This window comes from Polynucleobacter sp., from assembly GCF_040400325.1.
GTDB lineage: Bacteria > Pseudomonadota > Gammaproteobacteria > Burkholderiales > Burkholderiaceae > Polynucleobacter.
In genome coordinates, this window is sequence record NZ_JBBAQK010000001.1 from 149861 (window position 1) to 169949 (window position 20089).

The 20089-nt window shown below is 44.7% G+C and carries 21 protein-coding genes and 2 tRNA genes; 12 read left to right on the forward strand and 11 right to left on the reverse strand.

Annotated elements, in window-relative coordinates; all coding sequences use genetic code 11:
* Positions 1-4 precede the first annotated feature (4 nt).
* Positions 5-1081 (forward strand): beta-N-acetylhexosaminidase, encoded by a 1077-nt coding sequence (gene nagZ, locus ABWP14_RS00810; RefSeq protein WP_353201077.1) that lies wholly within the window; start codon positions 5-7, stop codon positions 1079-1081.
* Here the strand turns inward: nagZ and ABWP14_RS00815 are convergent.
* From ABWP14_RS00815 to earP, 3 genes are all read right to left on the reverse strand, one after another.
* Entirely contained in the window at positions 1076-2086 is a 1011-nt protein-coding gene (locus ABWP14_RS00815; protein WP_353201078.1) for a GNAT family N-acetyltransferase, read from the reverse strand. The genes nagZ and ABWP14_RS00815 overlap by 6 nt on opposite strands.
* 77 nt (positions 2087-2163) lie before the next feature.
* Positions 2164-2724, reverse strand: a complete 561-nt coding sequence (gene efp, locus ABWP14_RS00820; RefSeq protein WP_353201079.1) for an elongation factor P — start codon at positions 2722-2724, stop codon at positions 2164-2166.
* A gap of 88 nt (positions 2725-2812) precedes the next feature.
* A complete protein-coding gene (gene earP, locus ABWP14_RS00825; RefSeq protein WP_353201080.1) occupies positions 2813-3883 on the reverse strand; it encodes an elongation factor P maturation arginine rhamnosyltransferase EarP in 1071 nt (356 codons plus the stop codon).
* Between earP and uvrC the strand changes: the two genes are divergently transcribed.
* The 5 genes from uvrC to ABWP14_RS00850 all read left to right on the forward strand — a co-directional run bounded on the left by uvrC (position 3882) and on the right by ABWP14_RS00850 (position 7249).
* The gene (uvrC, locus tag ABWP14_RS00830) at positions 3882-5798 is read left to right on the forward strand and encodes an excinuclease ABC subunit UvrC (RefSeq protein ID WP_353201081.1); all 1917 of its coding nucleotides are present in this window, start codon (positions 3882-3884) and stop codon (positions 5796-5798) included. The two genes, earP and uvrC, sit on opposite strands and share 2 nt — an antisense overlap.
* Before the next feature lie 34 nt (positions 5799-5832).
* Positions 5833-6408: a CDP-diacylglycerol--glycerol-3-phosphate 3-phosphatidyltransferase gene (gene pgsA / locus ABWP14_RS00835; RefSeq protein ID WP_028819192.1), complete on the forward strand. Its 576-nt coding sequence runs from the start codon at positions 5833-5835 to the stop codon at positions 6406-6408.
* A 116-nt stretch (positions 6409-6524) separates the two neighbouring features.
* Positions 6525-6600 (forward strand) — tRNA-Gly (locus ABWP14_RS00840).
* A 48-nt stretch (positions 6601-6648) separates the two neighbouring features.
* Positions 6649-6722 (forward strand) — tRNA-Cys (locus tag ABWP14_RS00845).
* Positions 6723-6790: 68 nt separating this feature from the next.
* On the forward strand, positions 6791-7249 hold the full coding sequence (locus ABWP14_RS00850) for a hypothetical protein (RefSeq protein ID WP_353201082.1): 459 nt from the start codon (positions 6791-6793) through the stop codon (positions 7247-7249).
* A 74-nt stretch (positions 7250-7323) separates the two neighbouring features.
* On the opposite strand, the gene lexA is transcribed toward ABWP14_RS00850, so the two are convergent.
* Entirely contained in the window at positions 7324-8043 is a 720-nt protein-coding gene (gene lexA, locus ABWP14_RS00855; protein WP_353201083.1) for a transcriptional repressor LexA, read from the reverse strand.
* 62 nt (positions 8044-8105) lie between these two features.
* Here lexA and ABWP14_RS00860 point away from each other — a divergent pair, with 62 nt between their 5' ends.
* From ABWP14_RS00860 to dnaB, 6 genes are all read left to right on the forward strand, one after another.
* Positions 8106-9179, forward strand: coding sequence for an asparaginase (locus tag ABWP14_RS00860; RefSeq protein WP_353201084.1), 1074 nt, complete (start codon positions 8106-8108; stop codon positions 9177-9179).
* Between the two features lie 134 nt (positions 9180-9313).
* Positions 9314-9688: a 30S ribosomal protein S6 gene (rpsF, locus tag ABWP14_RS00865; protein WP_353201085.1), complete on the forward strand. Its 375-nt coding sequence runs from the start codon at positions 9314-9316 to the stop codon at positions 9686-9688.
* Positions 9689-9747: 59 nt separating this feature from the next.
* Entirely contained in the window at positions 9748-10041 is a 294-nt protein-coding gene (gene priB / locus ABWP14_RS00870) for a primosomal replication protein N (RefSeq protein ID WP_353201086.1), read from the forward strand.
* Between the two features lie 13 nt (positions 10042-10054).
* On the forward strand, positions 10055-10327 hold the full coding sequence (rpsR, locus tag ABWP14_RS00875; RefSeq protein ID WP_173943182.1) for a 30S ribosomal protein S18: 273 nt from the start codon (positions 10055-10057) through the stop codon (positions 10325-10327).
* 13 nt (positions 10328-10340) lie between these two features.
* Entirely contained in the window at positions 10341-10793 is a 453-nt protein-coding gene (gene rplI / locus ABWP14_RS00880; RefSeq protein WP_353201087.1) for a 50S ribosomal protein L9, read from the forward strand.
* 66 nt (positions 10794-10859) lie between these two features.
* Positions 10860-13313, forward strand: a complete 2454-nt coding sequence (gene dnaB / locus ABWP14_RS00885) for a replicative DNA helicase (RefSeq protein ID WP_353201432.1) — start codon at positions 10860-10862, stop codon at positions 13311-13313.
* Positions 13314-13316: 3 nt separating this feature from the next.
* On the opposite strand, the gene ABWP14_RS00890 is transcribed toward dnaB, so the two are convergent.
* The 7 genes from ABWP14_RS00890 to ABWP14_RS00920 form a co-directional block, all read right to left on the reverse strand.
* Complete coding sequence (locus ABWP14_RS00890; protein WP_353201088.1) at positions 13317-13856, reverse strand: C40 family peptidase; 540 nt, start codon at positions 13854-13856, stop codon at positions 13317-13319.
* Entirely contained in the window at positions 13837-15486 is a 1650-nt protein-coding gene (locus ABWP14_RS00895; protein WP_353201089.1) for a PhoH family protein, read from the reverse strand. Before ABWP14_RS00895 ends, ABWP14_RS00890 begins: the two co-directional genes overlap by 20 nt.
* Positions 15487-15721: 235 nt before the next feature.
* Complete coding sequence (locus ABWP14_RS00900; RefSeq protein WP_353201090.1) at positions 15722-16189, reverse strand: peroxiredoxin; 468 nt, start codon at positions 16187-16189, stop codon at positions 15722-15724.
* A gap of 25 nt (positions 16190-16214) precedes the next feature.
* Positions 16215-17141 (reverse strand): polysaccharide deacetylase family protein, encoded by a 927-nt coding sequence (locus ABWP14_RS00905; protein ID WP_353201091.1) that lies wholly within the window; start codon positions 17139-17141, stop codon positions 16215-16217.
* Positions 17142-17152: 11 nt separating this feature from the next.
* Positions 17153-18199, reverse strand: a complete 1047-nt coding sequence (locus ABWP14_RS00910; protein ID WP_353201092.1) for a bifunctional UDP-4-keto-pentose/UDP-xylose synthase — start codon at positions 18197-18199, stop codon at positions 17153-17155.
* A 20-nt stretch (positions 18200-18219) separates the two neighbouring features.
* Positions 18220-19092, reverse strand: coding sequence for a formyltransferase (locus ABWP14_RS00915; protein WP_353201093.1), 873 nt, complete (start codon positions 19090-19092; stop codon positions 18220-18222).
* Complete coding sequence (locus tag ABWP14_RS00920) at positions 19093-20055, reverse strand: glycosyltransferase (protein WP_353201094.1); 963 nt, start codon at positions 20053-20055, stop codon at positions 19093-19095. It abuts the gene before it with no gap.
* Positions 20056-20089 lie beyond the last annotated feature (34 nt).

The following is a 20089-nucleotide window of genomic DNA, read 5'->3' on the forward strand; positions in this document are numbered from 1 at the left end:
ATTGATGAGTAAATCTCTTTTAGGCCCTGGCCCAATAACACTTGACGTGCTAGGTCTTGAATTAGACGCTGAAGATCGACGCAGAATTTTAGATCCCCTAACTGGGGGTGTTATTTTGTTTGCTAGGAACTTTACTAATCGTAAGCAGCTTACGAAGTTAACGGCTGATATCAAGAAATTACGTCCGGACGTACTGATTTCAATTGATCATGAAGGGGGTCGTGTCCAGCGCTGCAAGGTTGATGGTTTTACGCATCTTCCAGCCATGCGGAAATTAGGTGAGTTATGGATTACTAAAAGTAAATCGACTCATCCAGCAGAATCGGCAGCTTTGGCAATGGCGGCTGCTACAGCTTGTGGCTATATTTTGGCCTCTGAACTAAGGGCTTGCGGGGTAGACTTGAGTTTTACTCCCGTTCTCGATTTAGATTTTGGTCGTAGTGGTGTGATCGGCGATCGTTCATTTAGTCGTGATCCTCAGATTGTGTTTGCCTTAGCAAAGAGTTTGAATGAAGGTTTGCGTCTGGCAGATATGGCTAACTGCGGCAAGCACTTTCCTGGGCATGGTTGGGCTGAGGCCGATTCTCATGTAGCTATACCTGTAGATGAGAGATCCTTAAAAGAAATCTTAAACGAGGATGCTAAGCCTTATGAGTGGCTAGACTTAAGTTTGGCTGCGGTGATGCCGGCCCATGTGATTTATCCAAAAGTTGATCAACATCCAGCAGGCTTTTCAAAGATTTGGCTGCACTCTATTTTGCGCCAAGAACTTGGTTTTGAAGGCGTGATTTTTAGTGATGATTTATCAATGGAAGGGGCTAGCGTAGCCGGCTCAGTGGTGAAGGGTGCTGAGCTAGCGCTCGAGGCAGGTTGTGATGCTGTCTTAATTTGCAATCGCCCTGATTTGGCTGATCAATTACTCTCCAAGCTTAAACTTACACAAACAAAGCACTCTGAATCAATGCAACGCTTAAATCGTTTAATGCCGAAGTCTACAGCATTCACTTGGGATGAGTTGCAGGAACAAGCTGAGTATCAGCATGCTAAAGGTTTACTGAAGCAGTTTCAGTTAATTCTATAGCGCACTACTTTTTTGGGATACTCGATTCCATTCGGAGATGACATATTGTTTAATATTTTCTCCTTGTGGTCTAGCACAAATAATCTCATCTACATTCACTGATTCATGAAGTTTTTGTAGACGTAGTACATCTCCATGTGCTGAGTAATTAGGTAGCCATGCTCCCCAGAAAAATCCCATATCTTCTAGTTGAGAAAAGGCTAGAGCAGCTCCCTCCTGTGATATCGGCAGATTGAGCATAATAAATGCTAGATTCAAAGACTCAAGCTTTGCAAGTTCAGCGCTGATCCTTGCAGAAAAGTCCTCTCCAATATGTAATACTTTAATATTGGCTGTTTGGGTCTCAGTATTCACTGATATGTTGAATTCTGATTGACCCGATCCCATCACATTAGACTGCATGATCGTTCTTTTGACATTAATCTTCTGCGCTAGATCACCCACAAAATTAAGATGATGTTGTGGTAGGTAAATAGTATTGATCTGTTCCTTCAAAGGCAGATAGCAGGAAAGAAATGACATTCTAGTATCAGTAAAGTTTTGTAAGCCAGCCATTTCACGAGAAGGTGAAGCGCCTAAGAGCATCCCTGTTTCTTGGGCACCAAAGGCAATCATTTCATGTTGGCTATAGGGGTGATTAGTAACGCAGTCAGTCCAAAAGCCGACTAGATCTAATTCTTTAGCAATATCAATGCGCATCTTAGCCATTGATTCAGCGATGTGATGACCTCGATAATCAGGATCAACCACCATTTTTCCAGCTTCAGGTGTGGTGTTGTGAGTGCTATCAAAAGTAAGCGCGCAATGTCCTATAAGGTGGCCATCAGGGTGTTGTGCAACTACTGAGTGCATCATCTTATCGACAATGATCTTTTGCAGTGCTACCGGATCATACATATCATGAAAAGGATAGCTATCTCCATAGCAGCGTCTAATGCATTCAATCAATTGCGGGATATCTTCAATTTTTAAGCGTCGGATTTCGGGGGTGATATCAAATGTCATAGTCTAGATATTATGGTATGAAATTCATCAATAAAAAAGCCCAGATCTTCTGGGCTTTTCACGAAGCAAGTGCGTAATTAGTTCGCGCGACTACGGTATTCACCAGTGCGGGTATCAATTTCAATTTTGTCGCCAGTGTTGCAAAAGAGGGGAACTTGCAATTCATAGCCAGTAGCCAGTTTTGCGTTCTTCAATACCTTGCCGGAGCTGGTATCGCCTTTAACAGCTGGTTCGGTGTATGTGATTTCACGAACCAAAGAGTTTGGCATGGCTACTGAAAGTGCTTTACCTTCGTAGAACACGACTTCACAAGGCATACCCTCCTCTAGATAGTTCAAAGCATCACCCATGAACTCAGCTTCAACTTCATACTGGTTGTATTCGCCATCCATAAATACATACATTGGATCAGCGAAGTAAGAATAGGTGCAATCTTTCTTTTCCAAAATGACAACATCGAATTTGTCATCTGCTTTATAGACGCCCTCGTTAGGTGCTCCAGTTAATAAATTCTTGAATTTCATTTTCACAACAGAGGAGTTGCGACCAGAACGACTGTATTCAGCCTTCAAAACGACCATGGCATCAGTGCCAATCATGACTACGTTACCAACGCGGAGTTCTTGTGCTGTTTTCATCTTGCTATTCCTGGGTGCAGAGTGATTATTCTGCGGTATTTATCAAATACCAACATTGTAACCGCCCGCAGAGCTATATTGCTTGGGTTTAGCCTACAAAACGAAGCAGACGTGCAGCTAAGCCACCATCCCGCTGTTTTTTAAGCAAATGGGGGCGCCAAGTAAGGGCGTGGTTACTCCAATCATCTAAAGAGGAAATCCATTGACTTGGCATTGCCCAGGTCATAGCAGCAATCGTAGCAAGCCTGAGCTCTTGGTTTGCTGTTTCCAAATAAAGGTCTAAAAAGGCAGCTAATTTGGCTTCATGTGCTCGGTCTTCTTGGGGGTAAATGTGCCAAAGGAATGGTTTACCTGCAAGCTGTGCCCTTACAAAAGAATCTTCACCACGTACGATATTGAAATCACATTGGGAAAGTACCCAGTCATACTCATCTTGAGATACAAATGGGATTGACAGTAGGCGAATATGATTGGGAAGCGAAGTTTGCTGCCCACTAAAAGATCCTAGTAATTCAGCATGACCATATGTCAAAAGAATGTCGAATTCCTCTCCAAGAGTACTCAAGTCCTCTAACCATTTACCTAGTGGGGCTCCGGGGTAGCAAAAGACACTGATTCGTTTTACTCCCGGACGCAATGCTGACCAGACATCTTTGAGGGCTGGTGGAATTTGAGTAGCCGTGAGATGACTAATCTGAGGTACTGGGTCAAGTAATAAACCGCCCACCTCATCCTGAAATCCTGGAAAGAAAAAATATTTGGGTATGCCATGAGATTGTGGAGATGCTTTGCCATGAAATTCCATAATCCAAGGTTCAGCACTGAGGTATTCCAAATTAATCATGATGGGTTTTTTTGTAGCAATAAAAAGACCGGCAAGATAGCGCTCAGGCAGGTCACAAGCAAATGCCTCTATCACTACATCTGGCGCTTGTACTGGATGACGAGCATTGCTATAACTTGCTTCCAGGGGCAGTAGTTCAATTTTTGCTTTAATCTCAGGGTCTACTCCAGAAGCGAGTAAATTAAGGGTTGGTAAGTCATCACAAAAAATGCGGACTTCTTGGCCATGAAGGCTTGATAAGCTTCTGGCTAGGCGCCAGCAAATACCAGCATCACCATAGTTGTCTACGATTTGGCAGAAAATATCCCAACGCATGAGCAATTCGCTTTTTGAAACCCTTCAGCAGGATGTTAAACGGCTACCCGGATTGCCGGGGGTATATCGATTCTTTGATGAGGCGGGGCAGATTCTATATGTAGGCAAAGCACGCAATCTCAAAAAAAGAGTATCCAGTTATTTTCAGCGTACGCAGCTTTCACCCCGCATTCAACTGATGGTGGGCAAAATAGCCCGCTACGAAACAACGGTAACACGGACAGAGACTGAAGCCTTAATTCTTGAGAATAATCTTATTAAGGAGTTAGCTCCTCCTTTTAATATCTTGTTTCGGGATGATAAGTCTTATCCCTATGTGATGTTGACAGGACACGAGTTTCCCAGATTGGCTTCATATCGTGGCAAGGTCGATAAACGAAATCATTACTTTGGACCTTTTCCCAATTCTTGGGCTGTTCGCAATAGTGTTCAAATTCTACAAAAGGTATTTCGTCTGAGAACCTGCGAAGATTTTGTTTTTAAGAATCGAAGTCGCCCTTGTTTATTGCATCAAATTCATCGTTGTAGTGCTCCCTGTGTAGGGCGCTTAAGTCTTGAGCAATATGGGCAAGACGTAGCCCAAGCAACCCGATTTCTTGAGGGCGATCATAGTCGTGTCTTATCTGAATTAGAAAAAGAGATGCATGCACATAGTGAGGCGATGGAGTTTGAAATGGCAGCTATATTACGCGATCGCATTGCCGACCTCTCTAGCGTATTACAGCAACAAGCCATGGATACTGTGGTAGATGGCGAGGGCGATGTAGATATTATTGCTGTCGCCCAAATGGAGGGGATGATATGCGTGAATTTGGCGATGGTACGAGGCGGAAGACACCTTGGAGATCGAGCTTATTTTCCAAAAGGTCTGCGCACCACAGCTGGTGAGCTTCCATCCCCAGCAGAAATATTAGAAGCCTTTATTGCCCAACATTATTTAGAAGATGTGGCTAATGATGAGCAAGTAAGTACCCATTTAATTCCTCCCGTATTGGTTTTAAATCATGCTCTACAGTCTGCTACTGATGATGGTGCTTTACTAAGTGATACTCCGCCAGCAGATCTACATGATTTATTAAATACACAAGCCGGTAGAAAAGTTACTTTCTTGCATCAGCCTCAAGGACAAAGGCGTCATTGGCTAGCAATGGCGGAAGGGAATGCCAAGCTAGCATTGACTAAGCGCTTAGTCGAGACTGGCGGACAATTGGCAAGAGCACGTTCTTTAGCTGACATTTTGGCTCTTGAGTTAGAAAGTCTGGATCAGTTACGTATCGAATGTTTTGACATTAGCCATACTGCTGGTGAAGCCACGCAAGCATCTTGTGTGGTGTATGCAAAAAATGCGATGCAGTCAGGCGAGTATCGCCGTTTCAATATCAAGGATATTACTCCCGGAGATGATTACGCGGCAATGCGCCAGGTCTTGCAAAGACGTTATGCTAATTTTCAAGAGTTGCCGCTAGAAAAAATTCCTCACGTCATCTTGATAGACGGCGGCAAAGGTCAGGTAGAGATGGCCAGACAGGTTTTTTCCGAATTTGGAATTGATATTAGTTTGATTGTGGGGGTCGCTAAAGGCGAAGGGCGTAAGGTTGGATTAGAAGCACTTATTTTTGCAGATGGGCGTACTTCACTGGAGTTAGGCATTAATAGCGCAGCACTATTGCTAGTAGCGCAGATTAGAGATGAGGCTCATCGTTTTGCCATTACGGGTATGCGGGCTAAGCGTGCAAAGGCCAGAACAGTCTCACGTCTTGAGGAAATCGAGGGAATTGGAGCAAAACGTCGTCAGAAGTTACTGGCACGTTTTGGGGGTTTAAAAGGGGTTGCTAATGCCAGTATTGAAGAAATTGCAAGTGTAGAAGGGGTCTCACTCATCCTTGCAGAGCAAATCTATCGTCAACTGCATTGAGTGCAATACTGCTCAATTAGTTTATTCTTCTCCCATGCCATTCAATCTACCGATCGCTTTAACTTGGTTGCGTGTAGCAGCAATTCCATTGCTGGTAGCAGTCTTTTATCTTCCCAATAGTTGGCTTTCTCCGTTTGAGAAAAATCTTCTTGGGACCATTATTTTTGTTTTCGCAGCTGTCACTGATTGGTTAGATGGATTTTTAGCAAGGCGCATGAAGCAAGAATCCGCCTTCGGACAATTTTTAGACCCCGTAGCAGACAAGTTGATTGTTGCTGCTGCTCTCTTGGTCTTGTTGAATATGGATCGTGTTCAGGTCTGGGTCGCCCTCATCATTATTGGTCGCGAAATAACGATATCGGCTCTTAGGGAGTGGATGGCATTATTAGGTGCTGGTAAGAGTGTGGCAGTTCATATGGTTGGTAAGTTGAAAACAACCGCGCAACTAATTGCCATTCCTTTTTTATTGCTCAACGACACTCTATTTGGATGGTTAGATTGCGCCAGAGTAGGAACTTGGTTAATTTGGGTCGCCTCTTTTTTAACATTATGGTCAATGTTCTATTACATGAAAAAGGCTTTGCCTCAGATCAACGGGAAGCTCGATTAATCCCTAAAACCCCTTGGCAGAGAGGCTTTGGAGCTCTATCAGGATTGTGGCAACCTTTCCTTTAACAACGAATAATGCTTTCTGGCAGATTGTTTGCTAAACTGTCGCCCTGTTATGCGGGAATAGCTCAGCTGGTAGAGCGATACCTTGCCAAGGTATAGGTCGGGAGTTCGAACCTCCTTTCCCGCTCCAAGTTCGATGGGAAGCCCTCAAAGCTTCCCATTTTTGATTTAGGTATATGGCGCGTTGGCCGAGTGGTTAGGCAGGAGCCTGCAAAGCTTCGTACGGGGGTTCGATTCCCTCACGCGCCTCCAGTAATTTGCCTTGACGATTTGGGGGTATCCCCTAAAATAGTTCCATTGAGTTGTTAGGTAAATATATGATGAATTCCCCGATTTTTTCTAGAGGCAGTATTGCCGCAACATTACTTTCATTGATGTTGCTTGCATGCGCATCTTCTGGCGACTCTTCTAACAACGCCTCAAGTGAATCTCAAGAGATTCAATCGCAACTCTTAGGGGATATGCCCTTACCTGCGGGCTCAAAAATTCTGAGTGCAGACTCTTTAATTATTGGTCGTGGCGATAACTGGGTTGGTAGGGCTGTTTTAACAGGCGTACAAAATTCAACTGACATCTACGCTTTTTTCCAAGCAGAGTATCCCAAAGCAGGGTGGACAACTGTAAGCGCCATTAAAGCGAAGACGAGCATCTTGGTGTTTACTAAAGGTGATCGCACCTCTACTGTGGAATTAAATGATGGTTCTTTTACTGGACCCAAAACTTTAATTACGATAACTGCATCTCCTAAAAATGCGAATGTTGTGGCCCCTAAGAAATAAAGTAGGGCTGGCATTCACAAACAAAAAGACCTCTAACAAGAGGTCTTTTTGTTTGGTGCCTAAGCTGCTCAGGCTTATAGGCCTTCGGCCCTAATGAGTCCAACAGCCAGGCCCTCAATGGCGAAGTTAGTTTGACGACTATCAACCACAATATTTTTAAAATCTGGGTTTTCGGCCTGTAGTTCAATGACCATTCCATTGGCAGTTTTCTTTTGATGCCAGCGTTTTACTGTGACTTCATCATCTAGGCGTGCAATGACGATATCGCCATTACGAACCTCAATTGTTTTTCTGACTGCTAAATAATCACCATCTAAGATGCCTGCATCACGCATACTCATCCCTTGTACTTTCAACAGATAGTCAGCACCCTTACTGAAAAGACTAGGATCAATGGGGACTTGTTTTTCAATATGTTCAACAGCCATGATTGGAGAGCCAGCCGCAACACGACCTATTAAAGGCAGGGTAAGTTGTTGTAATGCGCCAGACGGTAAAGACATCTGACGATATTGATTAGTGTGATGCATTTGATTAAAACGTTGGGGAATACGAATCCCGCGAGAAGTTCCCGGTGTTAATTCGATGTATCCTTTTTTTGCTAATGCGCGTAAATGTTCTTCAGCAGCATTGGCAGAAGCAAATCCAAGTTGATTGGCGATTTCTGCCCGAGTAGGTGGCAAACCACTTTCCTCAATTGCTTTACCAATCAATTCCAGGATCTCACCCTGACGTGGAGTGAGTTTTGGGAGGGCAGTTAGCTCCTCGTGATAGTCAACTGTATTTATGTCCATACTGGGATTGTATACAGCAGTTTTTGATAATTCAAGGATTTTTACAGGGGGATAATGGAATGATGAGTACAAATCTAAAAAACCCTGAAAAAACACCCCATATTTTGGTATTGGGAATGGGGGGAACCATCGCTGGTTTGGCATCTTCGCCCCAAAAGCCACTGGAATATGAGCCTGGACAAGTGAGTGTTGGGTCCTTGTTGGCTCATATCCAACCAGCTATTCCTGACGGGCTGGAGTTAATTACAGAGCAATTAGCCAATATCAGTAGTCGTAATTTAACCGAGGATTTGCTAAGTCAGCTCGGGGAAGCAGTTCGTAAATCTCTACTTGACCCATCCGTGCGCGGCATTGTCATTACTCATGGCACCGATACGATTGAGGAAACAGGTATCTTTTTGCAATTGACCTGCGGGCAGCTTTCTAATCAATTGGGTAAGAGAGTTATTTTGACTGGAGCGATGTTGCCCAGCAATGCTCCAGAGGCAGATGGTCCCTCCAATCTATTGGATGCCATAAAGTGGGCCTCTACACCCATCGATAATTGTCCTGGCGGCATCTATGCTGTGATGGATGGTCGGGCGTGTATGGCAATGGATTTGGCTAAACGCCATACCACCTCACTAAATGCTCCTTTGCAGTCATCTCCTAGCAGCTCGGCGGGCTTAATTAACCCTTCTTGGCTGTTCGGTGTTAAAGCGGTTCAGGCTGCATGGGTTGAGGATCTTCCGATTCCAACTGGAAACGAATGGCCTTGGGTGGAGATTTTGACCAGTCATGCAGGCGCTCGATCTGAGACAGTGGCTCATTGGATGAATATTGAAGTGAAGGGCATAGTGCTGGCTGGAAGCGGAATGGGCGGCTTTCATGATGCATGGCAGACCCCATTAGCGCAGGCGGTAGCTAAAGGAGTTGCCCTTGTTCGAACTAGCAGAACTGGGTCAGGCTCAACTTTTCCTAATATTCCGGAAAAAGACCTGTCTGGGTGCTTAGCCTCCGGTAGTTTGACAACCCCTAGGGCCAGAATTGCACTTCAGTTATCCCTCAACGCTGAAAAACAAGCAAAGAAAATGGGTAAACCCCTGACTTGGCAGGATTTTTTTGCTAGAATAACGTTCTTGCCTGTAATCAAGTGAGCACTGAAAAGTGGTTTTAAAAGTGTTGTAAGCATTACCTACAATTTGTTACTACCTTGTCACACTGGCGCTAATTTCAATACCATCAGAAATTAGCAAGACGCTCAGGTGACTTAATCCTTAAGGAGTGTTTGATGCGTCATTATGAAATCGTTTTTATCGTCCATCCGGACCAAAGCGAGCAAGTGCCTGCGATGATCGATCGCTACAAAGCTACATTAGCAGCTGCGGGCGGCAAAATTCATCGTATTGAAGATTGGGGTCGTCGTCAGATGGCTTATATGATCGACAAGCTTGCTAAAGCCCATTACGTTTGCATGAATATTGAGTGCGACCAGAAAACTCTGGAAGAGCTCGAGCATGCGTTCAAATTTAACGATGCTGTTTTGCGTCACCTCATCATCAAGACTAAGAAAGCTGAAACTGAGCCTTCCATCATGATGAAAGAAGTGCAACGTGAAGAAGCCCGTAAATCTTCTCATTCCGAAGCTTCTGTAGCTGTGGAATAAGTTAGATATTTGAAAAGGAATACACAGACTAGAAAACGTATCAGAGTGGCGGAGCGGCGATGAATCATTTCACCCTCACTGCAATCTTGGTATCTAAAGACGCAATCCGATTTACACCAGCAGGAATACCGGTGATGCATTGTCAGCTAGAACATAGCGGTCAAGCAAACGAGGTAGGAGTGGCTAGGAAAATTGAGATGAGTGTTGAAGCCCTTGCAATCGGTCCAATACAAAAGGATCTAGAGCGAATGGACTTAGGAGCCCAGGCAGTGTTCGAAGGATTCTTAGCACCCAAGACCCTACGTAATCAAAGACTTGTTTTCCATATTACCCATATTCAATTGAAAAGTTAAAGAGGAAATCATCATGGCGTTTGGAAAGAAACCCGATTTCAAAAAGAAACCTGCTCAGAACCCATTGTTCAAGCGTAAGCGTTATTGCCGTTTCACCGTTGGTGGCGTTGAGCAAATCGACTATAAAGATGTAGATACATTGAAGGACTTTGTTGGCGAAAACGCCAAGATCACTCCTGCTCGTTTGACAGGCACAAAAGCAAAATATCAGCGTCAGTTAGACACTGCTATTAAGCGTGCTCGTTTCTTGGCTTTATTGCCATTCTCCGATCAACATAAGAAATAATTGGGAGCCCTCAATGCAAATCATTCTTTTAGAAAAAGTAACAAACTTGGGCAACCTCGGTGACGTAGTTCGCGTTAAAGACGGTTTCGCTCGTAATTTTTTAATCCCGCAACGTAAAGCTCGTCGTGCAACTGAAGCAGCTATCGCTGATTTTGCAACTCGTCGTGCTGAGTTAGAACAATTGGCTGCTGAGAAATTGGCTGCTGCACAGGCGGTTGGCACAAAGTTGAAAGACTTGGTTCTCGAAATCGGTCAAAAAGCTGGTGTTGACGGTCGTTTGTTTGGCTCTGTAACCAACCATGACATCGCTGATGCATTAAAAGCTAAAGGCTTTACGATTGAGAAGTCATTCATTCGTATGCCTACTGGCCCATTGAAAATGGTTGGTGATCATCCAGTAGCGGTTGCAGTTCATACCGATGTTGTTGCTGATATCACTATTCGTGTAGTTGGCGAGCAAGCTTAAGTTTTCATTCTGTAAACTAGCCTCATGGCTGAATCCCGTTCACGTTCCGTTACGCTGAATCCCGGCATGACGGGTCCTGGGGATGCAGTCGTGCAGGCTTTAAAAGTTCCGCCTCATTCTGTGGAGGCTGAGCAGTCATTGCTTGGCGGTCTACTGATTGATAACTCAGCCTGGGATAACCTGGGAGGGGTATTAAGCGATAAAGATTTCTATCGCCCAGAGCATGCCCTGATTTATAAGGTCATTGCCCGATTGGTTGGCGACAATCATCCTGCTGACGTTATTACGGTTCATGAATCCGTTAAGTCAGAGCAAGGTGGCGACTTAGTAGGAATTGATTACCTCAATTCTTTAGCGCAAAACACACCAAGCGCAGCAAACATCAAGGGCTACGCTGATATCGTTCGCGATCGCAGTATTTTGCGTCGCCTAATCGAAGTTTCCGACAGTATTGTGAACTCTGCATTTGTGACTGAGGGGCGCACCGTTAGAACCCTGCTTGACGAAGCAGAGTCTCGCATTTTGCAAATCGGTGAAGAGGGAAGTCGCAAAGCAGACTATCTTGAAATTGAGCCGCTCCTGCGTTCAGTGGTAGCCCGAATTGATGAGCTTTACAACCGCCAAGGCGGCAGCGACATCACTGGTATTGCTACTGGCTTTATAGATTTAGATAAGCAGACTAGTGGCCTTCAAAAAGGCGATTTAGTGATTGTTGCTGGAAGGCCCTCGATGGGCAAGGCGCAGCCACTAGATGCCAAAGTAAAAACGGTTGATGGTTGGAAGTTGATGGGCGATTTGCATTTTGGTGATCGACTTGCCTCTGTCGATGGTCAGCACTCTATGGTGACTGGTATTTATCCGCAAGGTAGTAAGCAAATATACAAAGTGACTTTCTCTGATGGTCGTGAAGCTGAGTGCTGCGATGAGCATCTATGGTGCGTCATGTATCGCGATTGGGATGCACCCAAAGTCATTAATACTGTGCGTTTAATGGAAATGCTCTCTTGTGTTCGCTACAAGAACCGTCTTTGGATAGATCCCGTTTCAGGTGATTTTGGTCATTCAAATGCATTGCCAATTAACCCATGGGTTTTGGGTGCATTGCTTGGTGATGGCACTTTAGCCCTGTCTCATGGGAGCGTTTCGTTCTCCGCCAAATCTCCCGAGCTTATTGATCGTATGAATGCCTTAGCTGGCTATGAGATGGAGTTGGTTCATTCCAACGCATATGACTGGAGATTGGTCTCCAAAGCTAGAATCGCTGCTAATGGCCAACGTCAGCCCGTGCCAACAAATTATTTCCGCTCTGCCTTGCAAGATTTAGGTGTTCTAGGATGTAGAAGTTTTGATAAATACATTCCCGTCACTTATCTTGAAGCAAATAAGAACTCCCGTCTCGCGCTGTTTCAGGGTCTGATGGATACCGATGGCTGGATTGAGAAGTGGGGTTCTATTCGTTTTTGTACAGTAAGCAAACAATTATCAGAAGATGTTGCATCTCTTGCGAGATCATTGGGCGGTTTTTGCTCAATCGCGCACAAACAGACTAGTTATACCTATCAGGGCGAAAAGAAACAGGGTCGCTTAGCTTATATTCTCAATATGAGCTTTGGCCCTGGTTTTCAAGCATTCACTTTGCCTGAAAAGAAAGAAAGACTCAGAGCAAGATGGGATCGTCAACGTAGAATTTCATTTAAAAGTATTGAATTATCTAGGGTTGAGGAAGCGCAATGTATTTCAGTAAGCCACCCAGATAGAACTTACATAACAAATGATTATGTAGTGACCCATAACACTGCGTTCGCACTCAATATTGCAGAAAACGTAGCCTTAGCTGAAGGTTTACCAGTTGTTATTTTTTCCATGGAAATGTCGGGAGAGCAATTAGCCTCACGCTTACTTGGATCGGTAGGGCGTGTTGATCAAAGTCGTATGCGTACTGGTAAATTACAAGATGATGAGTGGCCACGGGTCACCGAAGCCATTGCGCGTTTAAGTAATACTCAAATTTTGATCGATGAAACTGGCTCTTTATCAAGCTTAGAGTTACGCGCACGAGCACGACGTATTGCCAGAAACTTTGGTGGCACTCTTGGTTTAGTGGTCGTTGACTATTTGCAGTTGATGAGCGGCTCCGGCTCTGAGAACCGCGCGACTGAGATTTCTGAGATTTCACGCTCACTCAAATCACTCGCTAAAGAATTACAGTGTCCTGTCGTAGCTTTGTCACAGTTAAACCGTGGTCTTGAGCAGCGCCCTAATAAGCGCCCAATCATGTCGGATTTACGCGAGTCAGGTGCGATCGAGCAGGATGCTGACTTAATTATGTTTATCTATCGTGATGAGGTATATCACCCCGATACGACTACTGATAAAGGCATGGCAGAGATCATCATTGGCAAACAGCGTAATGGACCAATTGGTACTGTGCGCCTAAGCTGGCAAGGTCCGTATACTAAGTTTGATAATTTAGCGATGGGTCAGATTGGCTACTCTTCAGGTGGATACGAGCCTTTCTAAAATTTATTGAGAGCTCGCTACTAATCTTCGGGCTTCAGTAAATCTTGAAGCCCAATAAGGACTTTCAATTTGCTCTAGTCGCACTGTGCCACCAGAACTAGGTGCGTGAACAAATCGGCCTTTGCCTACATAAATTCCTGCATGAGAGTACTTACCACCTGTAGTATTGAAGAACACCAGATCTCCTGGAGCAGGCGCTTGATCATCAATACTTTGACCTCTAGTACTCATCTCTTGAATGGTACGAGGTAGTTTGATATCGGCTGATTTGAGATACACATAGCCTATTAGACCGCTACAGTCAAACCCTGCTTTGGGATTATTGCCTCCATAGCGATAGGGCACTCCAACTAGGCCAACAGCAGCAATGGAAATATCTTCAGTGCCAACACTGGTATCTTGTTTAAATTGACCCACTTTGGAGCCGGCTGATCTACCGCTAAAAGTACTACAGCCATTTAGGATCAGTAAGGCGCAAATAAAAATGCCGCACCCAATGAGAGTGCGGCATGAGCGAGATTGATTAAAGGGCCTCTGCAGCATGATCCGCAAGACGTGAACGCTCGCCGCGCGCTAGAGTGACATGCCCACTATGACGCCAACCCTTGAAACGATCAACTACATAAGTCAGACCAGATGAGCCCTCGGTGAGGTAAGGGGTATCAATCTGAGCAATGTTACCTAAACAAATAATCTTGGTTCCTGGACCTGCACGGGTAACCAAGGTTTTCATTTGCTTTGGTGTTAAGTTTTGAGCCTCATCGATGATGAGAAACTTACTTACAAAAGTTCTCCCGCGCATGAAGTTCATGCTTTTGACTTTGATGCGTGAACGGATCAGTTCTTGAGTAGCAGCCCGACCCCATTCTCCGGCACTGTCATCATTACGTTGAAGAACTTCAAGGTTGTCATCAAATGCACCCATCCAAGGCTGCATTTTTTCTTCTTCGGTGCCTGGTAGGAAGCCAATATCTTCGCCTACCGGGACAGTTGCACGAGTAATAATGATCTCGTTATAGCGTTTACTATCCAATACTTGCTCGAGGCCAGCAGCTAGGGCTAATAAAGTTTTACCAGTACCCGCTTGACCTAAGAGGGTCACAAAATCGATATCAGGATTCATGAGCAGGTTCATGGCAAAGTTTTGCTCACGATTACGGGCAGTCACACTCCAAACATTATTTTTCTGGTGAGAAAAGTCTCTGAGAGTTTGCAGCAGCGCAGTTTTACCATTGATTTCTCGTACCTGGGCATAAAACGGTGTTGAACCATCAGGATTTTCTTGATATACAAATTGATTGACCAACATGCCACGTACTGAAGGGCCAGTCACTCGGTAAAACATAGTGCCTGATTTAGAATCTGCCCAGCTTTCCATATCCTTACCATGTTTAGGCCAGAAGTCTGCAGGCAAGCTCATAACCCCTGAGTACATTAAGTCACGATCTTCTAGTACTTGGTCATTAAAGTAATCTTCAGCTGGTAAACCTAGAGCTCGTGCTTTGATTCGCATGTTGATATCTTTGGATACCAACACTACCTCTTGACCCTGGCGGGTTTTTTGTAGTTCGCTGACTACCGCCAGAATCAGGTTGTCACCCTTACCTTCCGGCAGGCCTTCAGGGAGAGCTTGAGTCGACAGTTTGGTTTGGAAGAAGAGGCGGCCTGATACATCTTGGTTGCCAAGCTTATTAAGAGGGATACCATCATCCAAAGTGCCGCTGGTTCCGCCAATTAGCTGATCTAAAGATCGACTGACGGTTCGGGCATTGCGCGCAACCTCTGTCATTCCTTTTTTATGATTGTCCAGCTCTTCAAGCGTAGTCATTGGTAAATATAAATCATGCTCTGAAAAACGGAACAGCGAACTTGGATCGTGCATTAAAACATTGGTATCTAAGACAAATAAGCTTGGCGGGCCAGTTCGTACAACCCGTTTTGGTTTTGCTGGAATAGATTCTTGTTTATCGCCATCTATTGAGCGGTGATTACTCTGAATTTTTTCCAAAGCAAGCTCAGCTGCTGATAAGTCTTCTTCAGCATCATTGGCCCAATCAGAAGTTTCCATTACTACTGGTTTTGCTGGTGCAGGACGTTTCTTTAAGTCTGGAGTCTCTTTTCGGTTAAGTTTCACTTGACCAGCAATTTGAGTTGGAATGGGGGGCAATGGCATACAGACTCTCCTAAAAGAAAAAACCGCCAAGCGGAGTGCTTTGACGGTTTATTACGAAACGGGTTACAGCGAAGTCTAAAAAATGGCGGGGGTTAGTCTCCAAACCTGTTCTGAAATATTCAGGTCCCTGATTCAAATGGATCGTCAGACTTTCCCGTCGCTTACGGTGCATATAGATTTACTTTACCCCATTTTTCACACTTTGCAAGAGCTAGCAGAGAAATTATTATAAAAATTATTTTATGGTTTGGGCTGCTTGTAATACCTCTGTCACATGGCCCGGTACTTTTAGGCCGCGCCACTCTTTTACAAGCTTGCCCGAGGAGTCAAAGAGGAAGGTGCTTCGCTCAACCCCGCGGACTTGCTTGCCATACATATTCTTCATTTTCATAACGCCAAATAATTGGCAGAGCTTTTCTTCGGTGTCGGCAATCAATTCGAAGGGTAGCTGTAACTTGCTGCGGAAGTTGTCATGTGACTTTAAGCTGTCGCGAGAAACCCCTACGACTAATGTATTGGCTTTATTAAAGGCGTCAATATTGTCTCTAAATTCACCTGATTCTGCAGTGCAGCCTGGAGTCATATCTTTTGGGTAAAAATAGATCACCAATTTTTTTCCTTGAGCAGAGGCTGGGGTAAAAGTCAGCCCAGAAGTTGCTGGTACAGCGCAGGAGGGAATAGGTTGACCGATAGCGACTGTCATGATGATCCTTTGTTAGTTATTGTGTCTATTGGTTTACGTTGTTCTGAATAATGAGGTCACCACTTCGATTGGGGATTTCACCCCAAGTCAGTGGCAATACAGCTATTTTATCGAGTTGTTTGGTCGCTTCCCAAGATTGATGGAGTTTGCCCATGGTTACTAGGTCGTGACCCTGTTTAAGCCAGCCCATGATGAGTTTTTCAAAGGCGGGTAATAGCTTTTGGCCTTCTAATTCAGCATGTAGAGTAAACACTTGATCGTTTGGATTGCTTTGGGTCATGGCTAACAACTTGTCTACTGCTGCAAAGTCATCAGCATCATCCACGCCAATTAACTCATCTAGGGTAGGGAGGGTTGTAGGATATTGAACATGCTTCGCTTTACCAGACGGTAAGCTTAGGCGATAAGGAATCAGATTGGGTTCGGCTCTGCCGTCTGATGAATATTGAATACCCCATTGATCCAGTTGTTCAAGAGCAGTTTCATTCATTTGCCAACCAGCTGCGCCATACGTTTTTGGAGGATGCCCAAAGACTTCTAAAAATCGATCCCAACTTTTTTGCATCATTGCGCGAGTCCAATTTGGGCTTTGATGGCGAACCTGATCGTGCCAAGCTACATGATCCCATGCATGAATTCCTGCTTCGTGACCTGCTTGATCGATTGCACGCATTTGTGCAGCTGCTTGTTTGCCGATATCAGGGCCGGGTAGCAATACACCATAAAGTAAAGTCTTAATTCCATAATGCTCAACTACTGAAGTGCGGCTGACTTTTTTCAAAAAACCAGGACGGAAAACACGCTTTAATGCCCAGCCCGTATGATCTGGTCCGAGGCTAAATAAGAAAGTTGCTTTTAAACCAAAGCGCTCGAGGCTGCGAGCTAAATTAGGCGCACCTTCTTTAGTTCCGCGTAAGGTATCGATATCTACCTTTAGTGCAATTTTGGCCATGGACTGCTGTGCTATTCGGTATCAACAAGGTGGCGTGCTTTTTCCACATCCTGACGATAGGCTTCAAATATATTCTTGAGCGCATCAGTCATCGTGGTGCTTGGCTTCCAACCCAATTCACTCATGGTGTTGTCGATAGCCGGCACTCGGTTTTGTACGTCCTGGTAACCTTCACCATAGTAAGCACCAGAAGTAGTTTCTAGAATTTTTACTTCATTTGCCATCTTGGCATATTCAGGAATACTGCGTGCGATCTCTAGCATTTGATTGGCGAGGTCACGAATAGAATGATTGTTCTTTGGATTGCCGATGTTATAGATCTTGCCATTAGCAATGCCATCTTTATTATCAATAATGCACATCAATGCATCGATACCATCATCGACATAGGTAAATGCCCTTTTTTGGGCGCCACCATCCACTAAATTAATCGGTTCACCGCGTACGATGTGACCTAAGAACTGAGTAACCACTCGTGAAGAACCTTCTTTTGCGGTATAGATACTGTCGAGACCAGGTCCAATCCAATTAAATGGACGGAAGAGGGTAAAGCGTAGTCCCTCCATCCCATAGCCCCAAATGACGCGATCCATTAATTGCTTAGAGCAGGCATAAATCCAACGTGGCTTATTGATTGGTCCATAAACCATATTGGATTTAGAGGGATCAAACTCACTGTCTTCGGACATGCCATAGACCTCAGAGGTCGACGGGAAAACCAAATGCTTTTTGTATTTCACAGCAGAGCGAACGATCGGAAGGTTGGCTTCAAAATCAAGCTCAAATACTTTAAGTGGTTGTTGTACATAGGTTGCGGGAGTGGCAATCGCAACTAATGGGAGGATGACATCGCATTTACGAATGTGATATTCGACCCATTCCTTATTGATGGTGATATCACCCTCAAAGAAATGCATGCGTGGATGTTTGACTAAATCACCTAGGCGATCATGTTGCATATCCATGCCATAAACGTCCCAATCAGTCGTCTCCAGAATGCGTTTTGAGAGGTGGTGGCCGATAAAGCCGTTTACCCCAAGGATGAGTACTTTTTTCATCTTTACTGCCTCGTTTCAATCTAATGTGTTTTTGCTGGAAACCATTCCAAGATTTCAATGACTGTATGGTCACCACAAATACCGAATACTCGATTATCAACCACTTGGATGCCGCAAGCCCCAAGATCGAGCTTCTCTGGAAAGGGTCCTGTGAGGCTAGAACGCACAACTATCATGGTTTGGCCCTGCCAGTCTGTGAATGCCCCTGGATAAGGGGGTGCCACGGCCCGCACCAGGTTATGGACTTCAAATGCGGTTTGGTCCCAGCAAATCTGCCCATCGGCAGGTTTTCTGCCTCCAAAATAGCTCCCTTGGGATAAGGGATTTGCCTTCCGTGGCACATTGCCGTGGATCAGTTGGGGTAGTACGGTATTCATTACTTTTACTGCAGCTCGGCTCACTTTGGTAAATACCTCAGTTGCGGTTTCATCTGGACCAATATCGACTTCTGCTTGACCCACAATGTCACCAGCATCAGGCTTCATTTCCATAAGGTGCAAAGTGGCACCTGTTTTTGTTTCACCATGAAGAATGGCCCAATTGACTGGTGCGCGACCCCGATATTTTGGCAATAAAGAGCCATGCATATTCAAGGCTGCAATTTTTGCGCAAGCCAAGATTTCAGCAGGAATCATATTGCGGTAATAAAAAGAGAAAATATAGTCTGGGTTAAGAGTCTGGAGCTGAGGAATCAAGTTGGGTAACTCGGTTGCGCTCGGCGTCACATAAGGGATATGTTTCTCAGCACAAAGCTTACTGACGCTTCTAAACCAAACGTTCTCATTCGGATCATCTTCATGAGTGACCACTAAGTCAATTTGGATTCCTGCTACTAGAAGTGCTTTTAGGCAATTAACACCTACATCGTGATAAGCGAAGACGACGGCGCGCAATTATTTTTTCTCTAAGACAGTTTGCACGACATATCTCGGGCGTTTTCTGACTTGCTGATAAATACGTCCAATGTATTCGCCTAATAAACCCAAACCAAAAAGCATCACCCCAATCAGGAAGAAGGTAAGCGCAAATAAAGTAAAGACTCCCTCAACTTCTGCGCCCAGGAGAAAGCGACGGAACAGGAGATAAGCAAAGAGGCTGCCTGCAGCTAGAGAGAGGAGCATCCCTAAAATAGAAAAGATTTGCAAAGGCATGACTGAGAAACCAGTCACCAAATCAAAATTGAGGCGAATCAGTTGATAGAGAGTGTATTTAGATTCTCCAGCAAAACGCTCTTCATGCTTTACCGAAATTTCTGTTGGGTTTGATGCAAAGGTGTAAGCCAAGGCAGGTATAAAAGTATTACTTTCATCACATTGACGCACTAAGTCAATAATGCGACGGCTGTAGCCACGTAACATGCAGCCTTGATCAGTCATCGTAATGTGGGTAATTCTTTCGCGCAAACGGTTCATGGCGCGTGAAGCAAGCTTTCTAAAGAAACTATCACGACGATGGACCCGAATAGTGCCAACGTAATCATGACCCTTTAGTAATTGCTCTGTCAATGCGTCAATTTCTTCAGGCGGGTTTTGTAGGTCCGCATCCAAGGTAATAATGTACTCACCTCTTGCGTATTCAAAGCCTGCCATGATGGCCATATGTTGACCAAAGTTACTATGGAATAAAACAGCGCGAGTCACATCGGGACGAAGTTCTACTTGTTTGGCCAGGATGCCAGCAGAGCGATCTTTGCTACCATCATTGATGAAGACGATTTCGTAGCTAATATTGTGCTTAACCGCTACGGCGTCTAGAGCGGGGTAGAGGCGATGGAATAAAGCTTGTAGACCATCTTCCTCGTTGTATATGGGGACAATAATGCTCAGCTTTGGATCAGCGTCTAAATGTGCGGTCATAACGCAATTTTGCCTGATCTTGGGGCTTGCTCCA

What these genes read in the sequence shown, in the direction of transcription:
- nagZ (WP_353201077.1), top strand. Translation starts at nt 5, where the DNA reads ATGAGTAAATCTCTTTTAGGCCCTGGCCCAATAACACTTGACGTGCTA.
- ABWP14_RS00815 (WP_353201078.1), bottom strand. Translation starts at nt 2,086, where the DNA reads ATGACATTTGATATCACCCCCGAAATCCGACGCTTAAAAATTGAAGAT.
- efp (WP_353201079.1), bottom strand. Translation starts at nt 2,724, where the DNA reads ATGAAAACAGCACAAGAACTCCGCGTTGGTAACGTAGTCATGATTGGC.
- uvrC (WP_353201081.1), top strand. Translation starts at nt 3,882, where the DNA reads ATGAGCAATTCGCTTTTTGAAACCCTTCAGCAGGATGTTAAACGGCTA.
- earP (WP_353201080.1), bottom strand. Translation starts at nt 3,883, where the DNA reads ATGCGTTGGGATATTTTCTGCCAAATCGTAGACAACTATGGTGATGCT.
- pgsA (WP_028819192.1), top strand. Translation starts at nt 5,833, where the DNA reads ATGCCATTCAATCTACCGATCGCTTTAACTTGGTTGCGTGTAGCAGCA.
- ABWP14_RS00850 (WP_353201082.1), top strand. Translation starts at nt 6,791, where the DNA reads ATGAATTCCCCGATTTTTTCTAGAGGCAGTATTGCCGCAACATTACTT.
- lexA (WP_353201083.1), bottom strand. Translation starts at nt 8,043, where the DNA reads ATGGACATAAATACAGTTGACTATCACGAGGAGCTAACTGCCCTCCCA.
- ABWP14_RS00860 (WP_353201084.1), top strand. Translation starts at nt 8,106, where the DNA reads ATGAGTACAAATCTAAAAAACCCTGAAAAAACACCCCATATTTTGGTA.
- rpsF (WP_353201085.1), top strand. Translation starts at nt 9,314, where the DNA reads ATGCGTCATTATGAAATCGTTTTTATCGTCCATCCGGACCAAAGCGAG.
- priB (WP_353201086.1), top strand. Translation starts at nt 9,748, where the DNA reads ATGAATCATTTCACCCTCACTGCAATCTTGGTATCTAAAGACGCAATC.
- rpsR (WP_173943182.1), top strand. Translation starts at nt 10,055, where the DNA reads ATGGCGTTTGGAAAGAAACCCGATTTCAAAAAGAAACCTGCTCAGAAC.
- rplI (WP_353201087.1), top strand. Translation starts at nt 10,341, where the DNA reads ATGCAAATCATTCTTTTAGAAAAAGTAACAAACTTGGGCAACCTCGGT.
- dnaB (WP_353201432.1), top strand. Translation starts at nt 10,860, where the DNA reads ATGACGGGTCCTGGGGATGCAGTCGTGCAGGCTTTAAAAGTTCCGCCT.
- ABWP14_RS00890 (WP_353201088.1), bottom strand. Translation starts at nt 13,856, where the DNA reads ATGCTGCAGAGGCCCTTTAATCAATCTCGCTCATGCCGCACTCTCATT.
- ABWP14_RS00895 (WP_353201089.1), bottom strand. Translation starts at nt 15,486, where the DNA reads ATGCCATTGCCCCCCATTCCAACTCAAATTGCTGGTCAAGTGAAACTT.
- ABWP14_RS00900 (WP_353201090.1), bottom strand. Translation starts at nt 16,189, where the DNA reads ATGACAGTCGCTATCGGTCAACCTATTCCCTCCTGCGCTGTACCAGCA.
- ABWP14_RS00905 (WP_353201091.1), bottom strand. Translation starts at nt 17,141, where the DNA reads ATGGCCAAAATTGCACTAAAGGTAGATATCGATACCTTACGCGGAACT.
- ABWP14_RS00910 (WP_353201092.1), bottom strand. Translation starts at nt 18,199, where the DNA reads ATGAAAAAAGTACTCATCCTTGGGGTAAACGGCTTTATCGGCCACCAC.
- ABWP14_RS00920 (WP_353201094.1), bottom strand. Translation starts at nt 20,055, where the DNA reads ATGACCGCACATTTAGACGCTGATCCAAAGCTGAGCATTATTGTCCCC.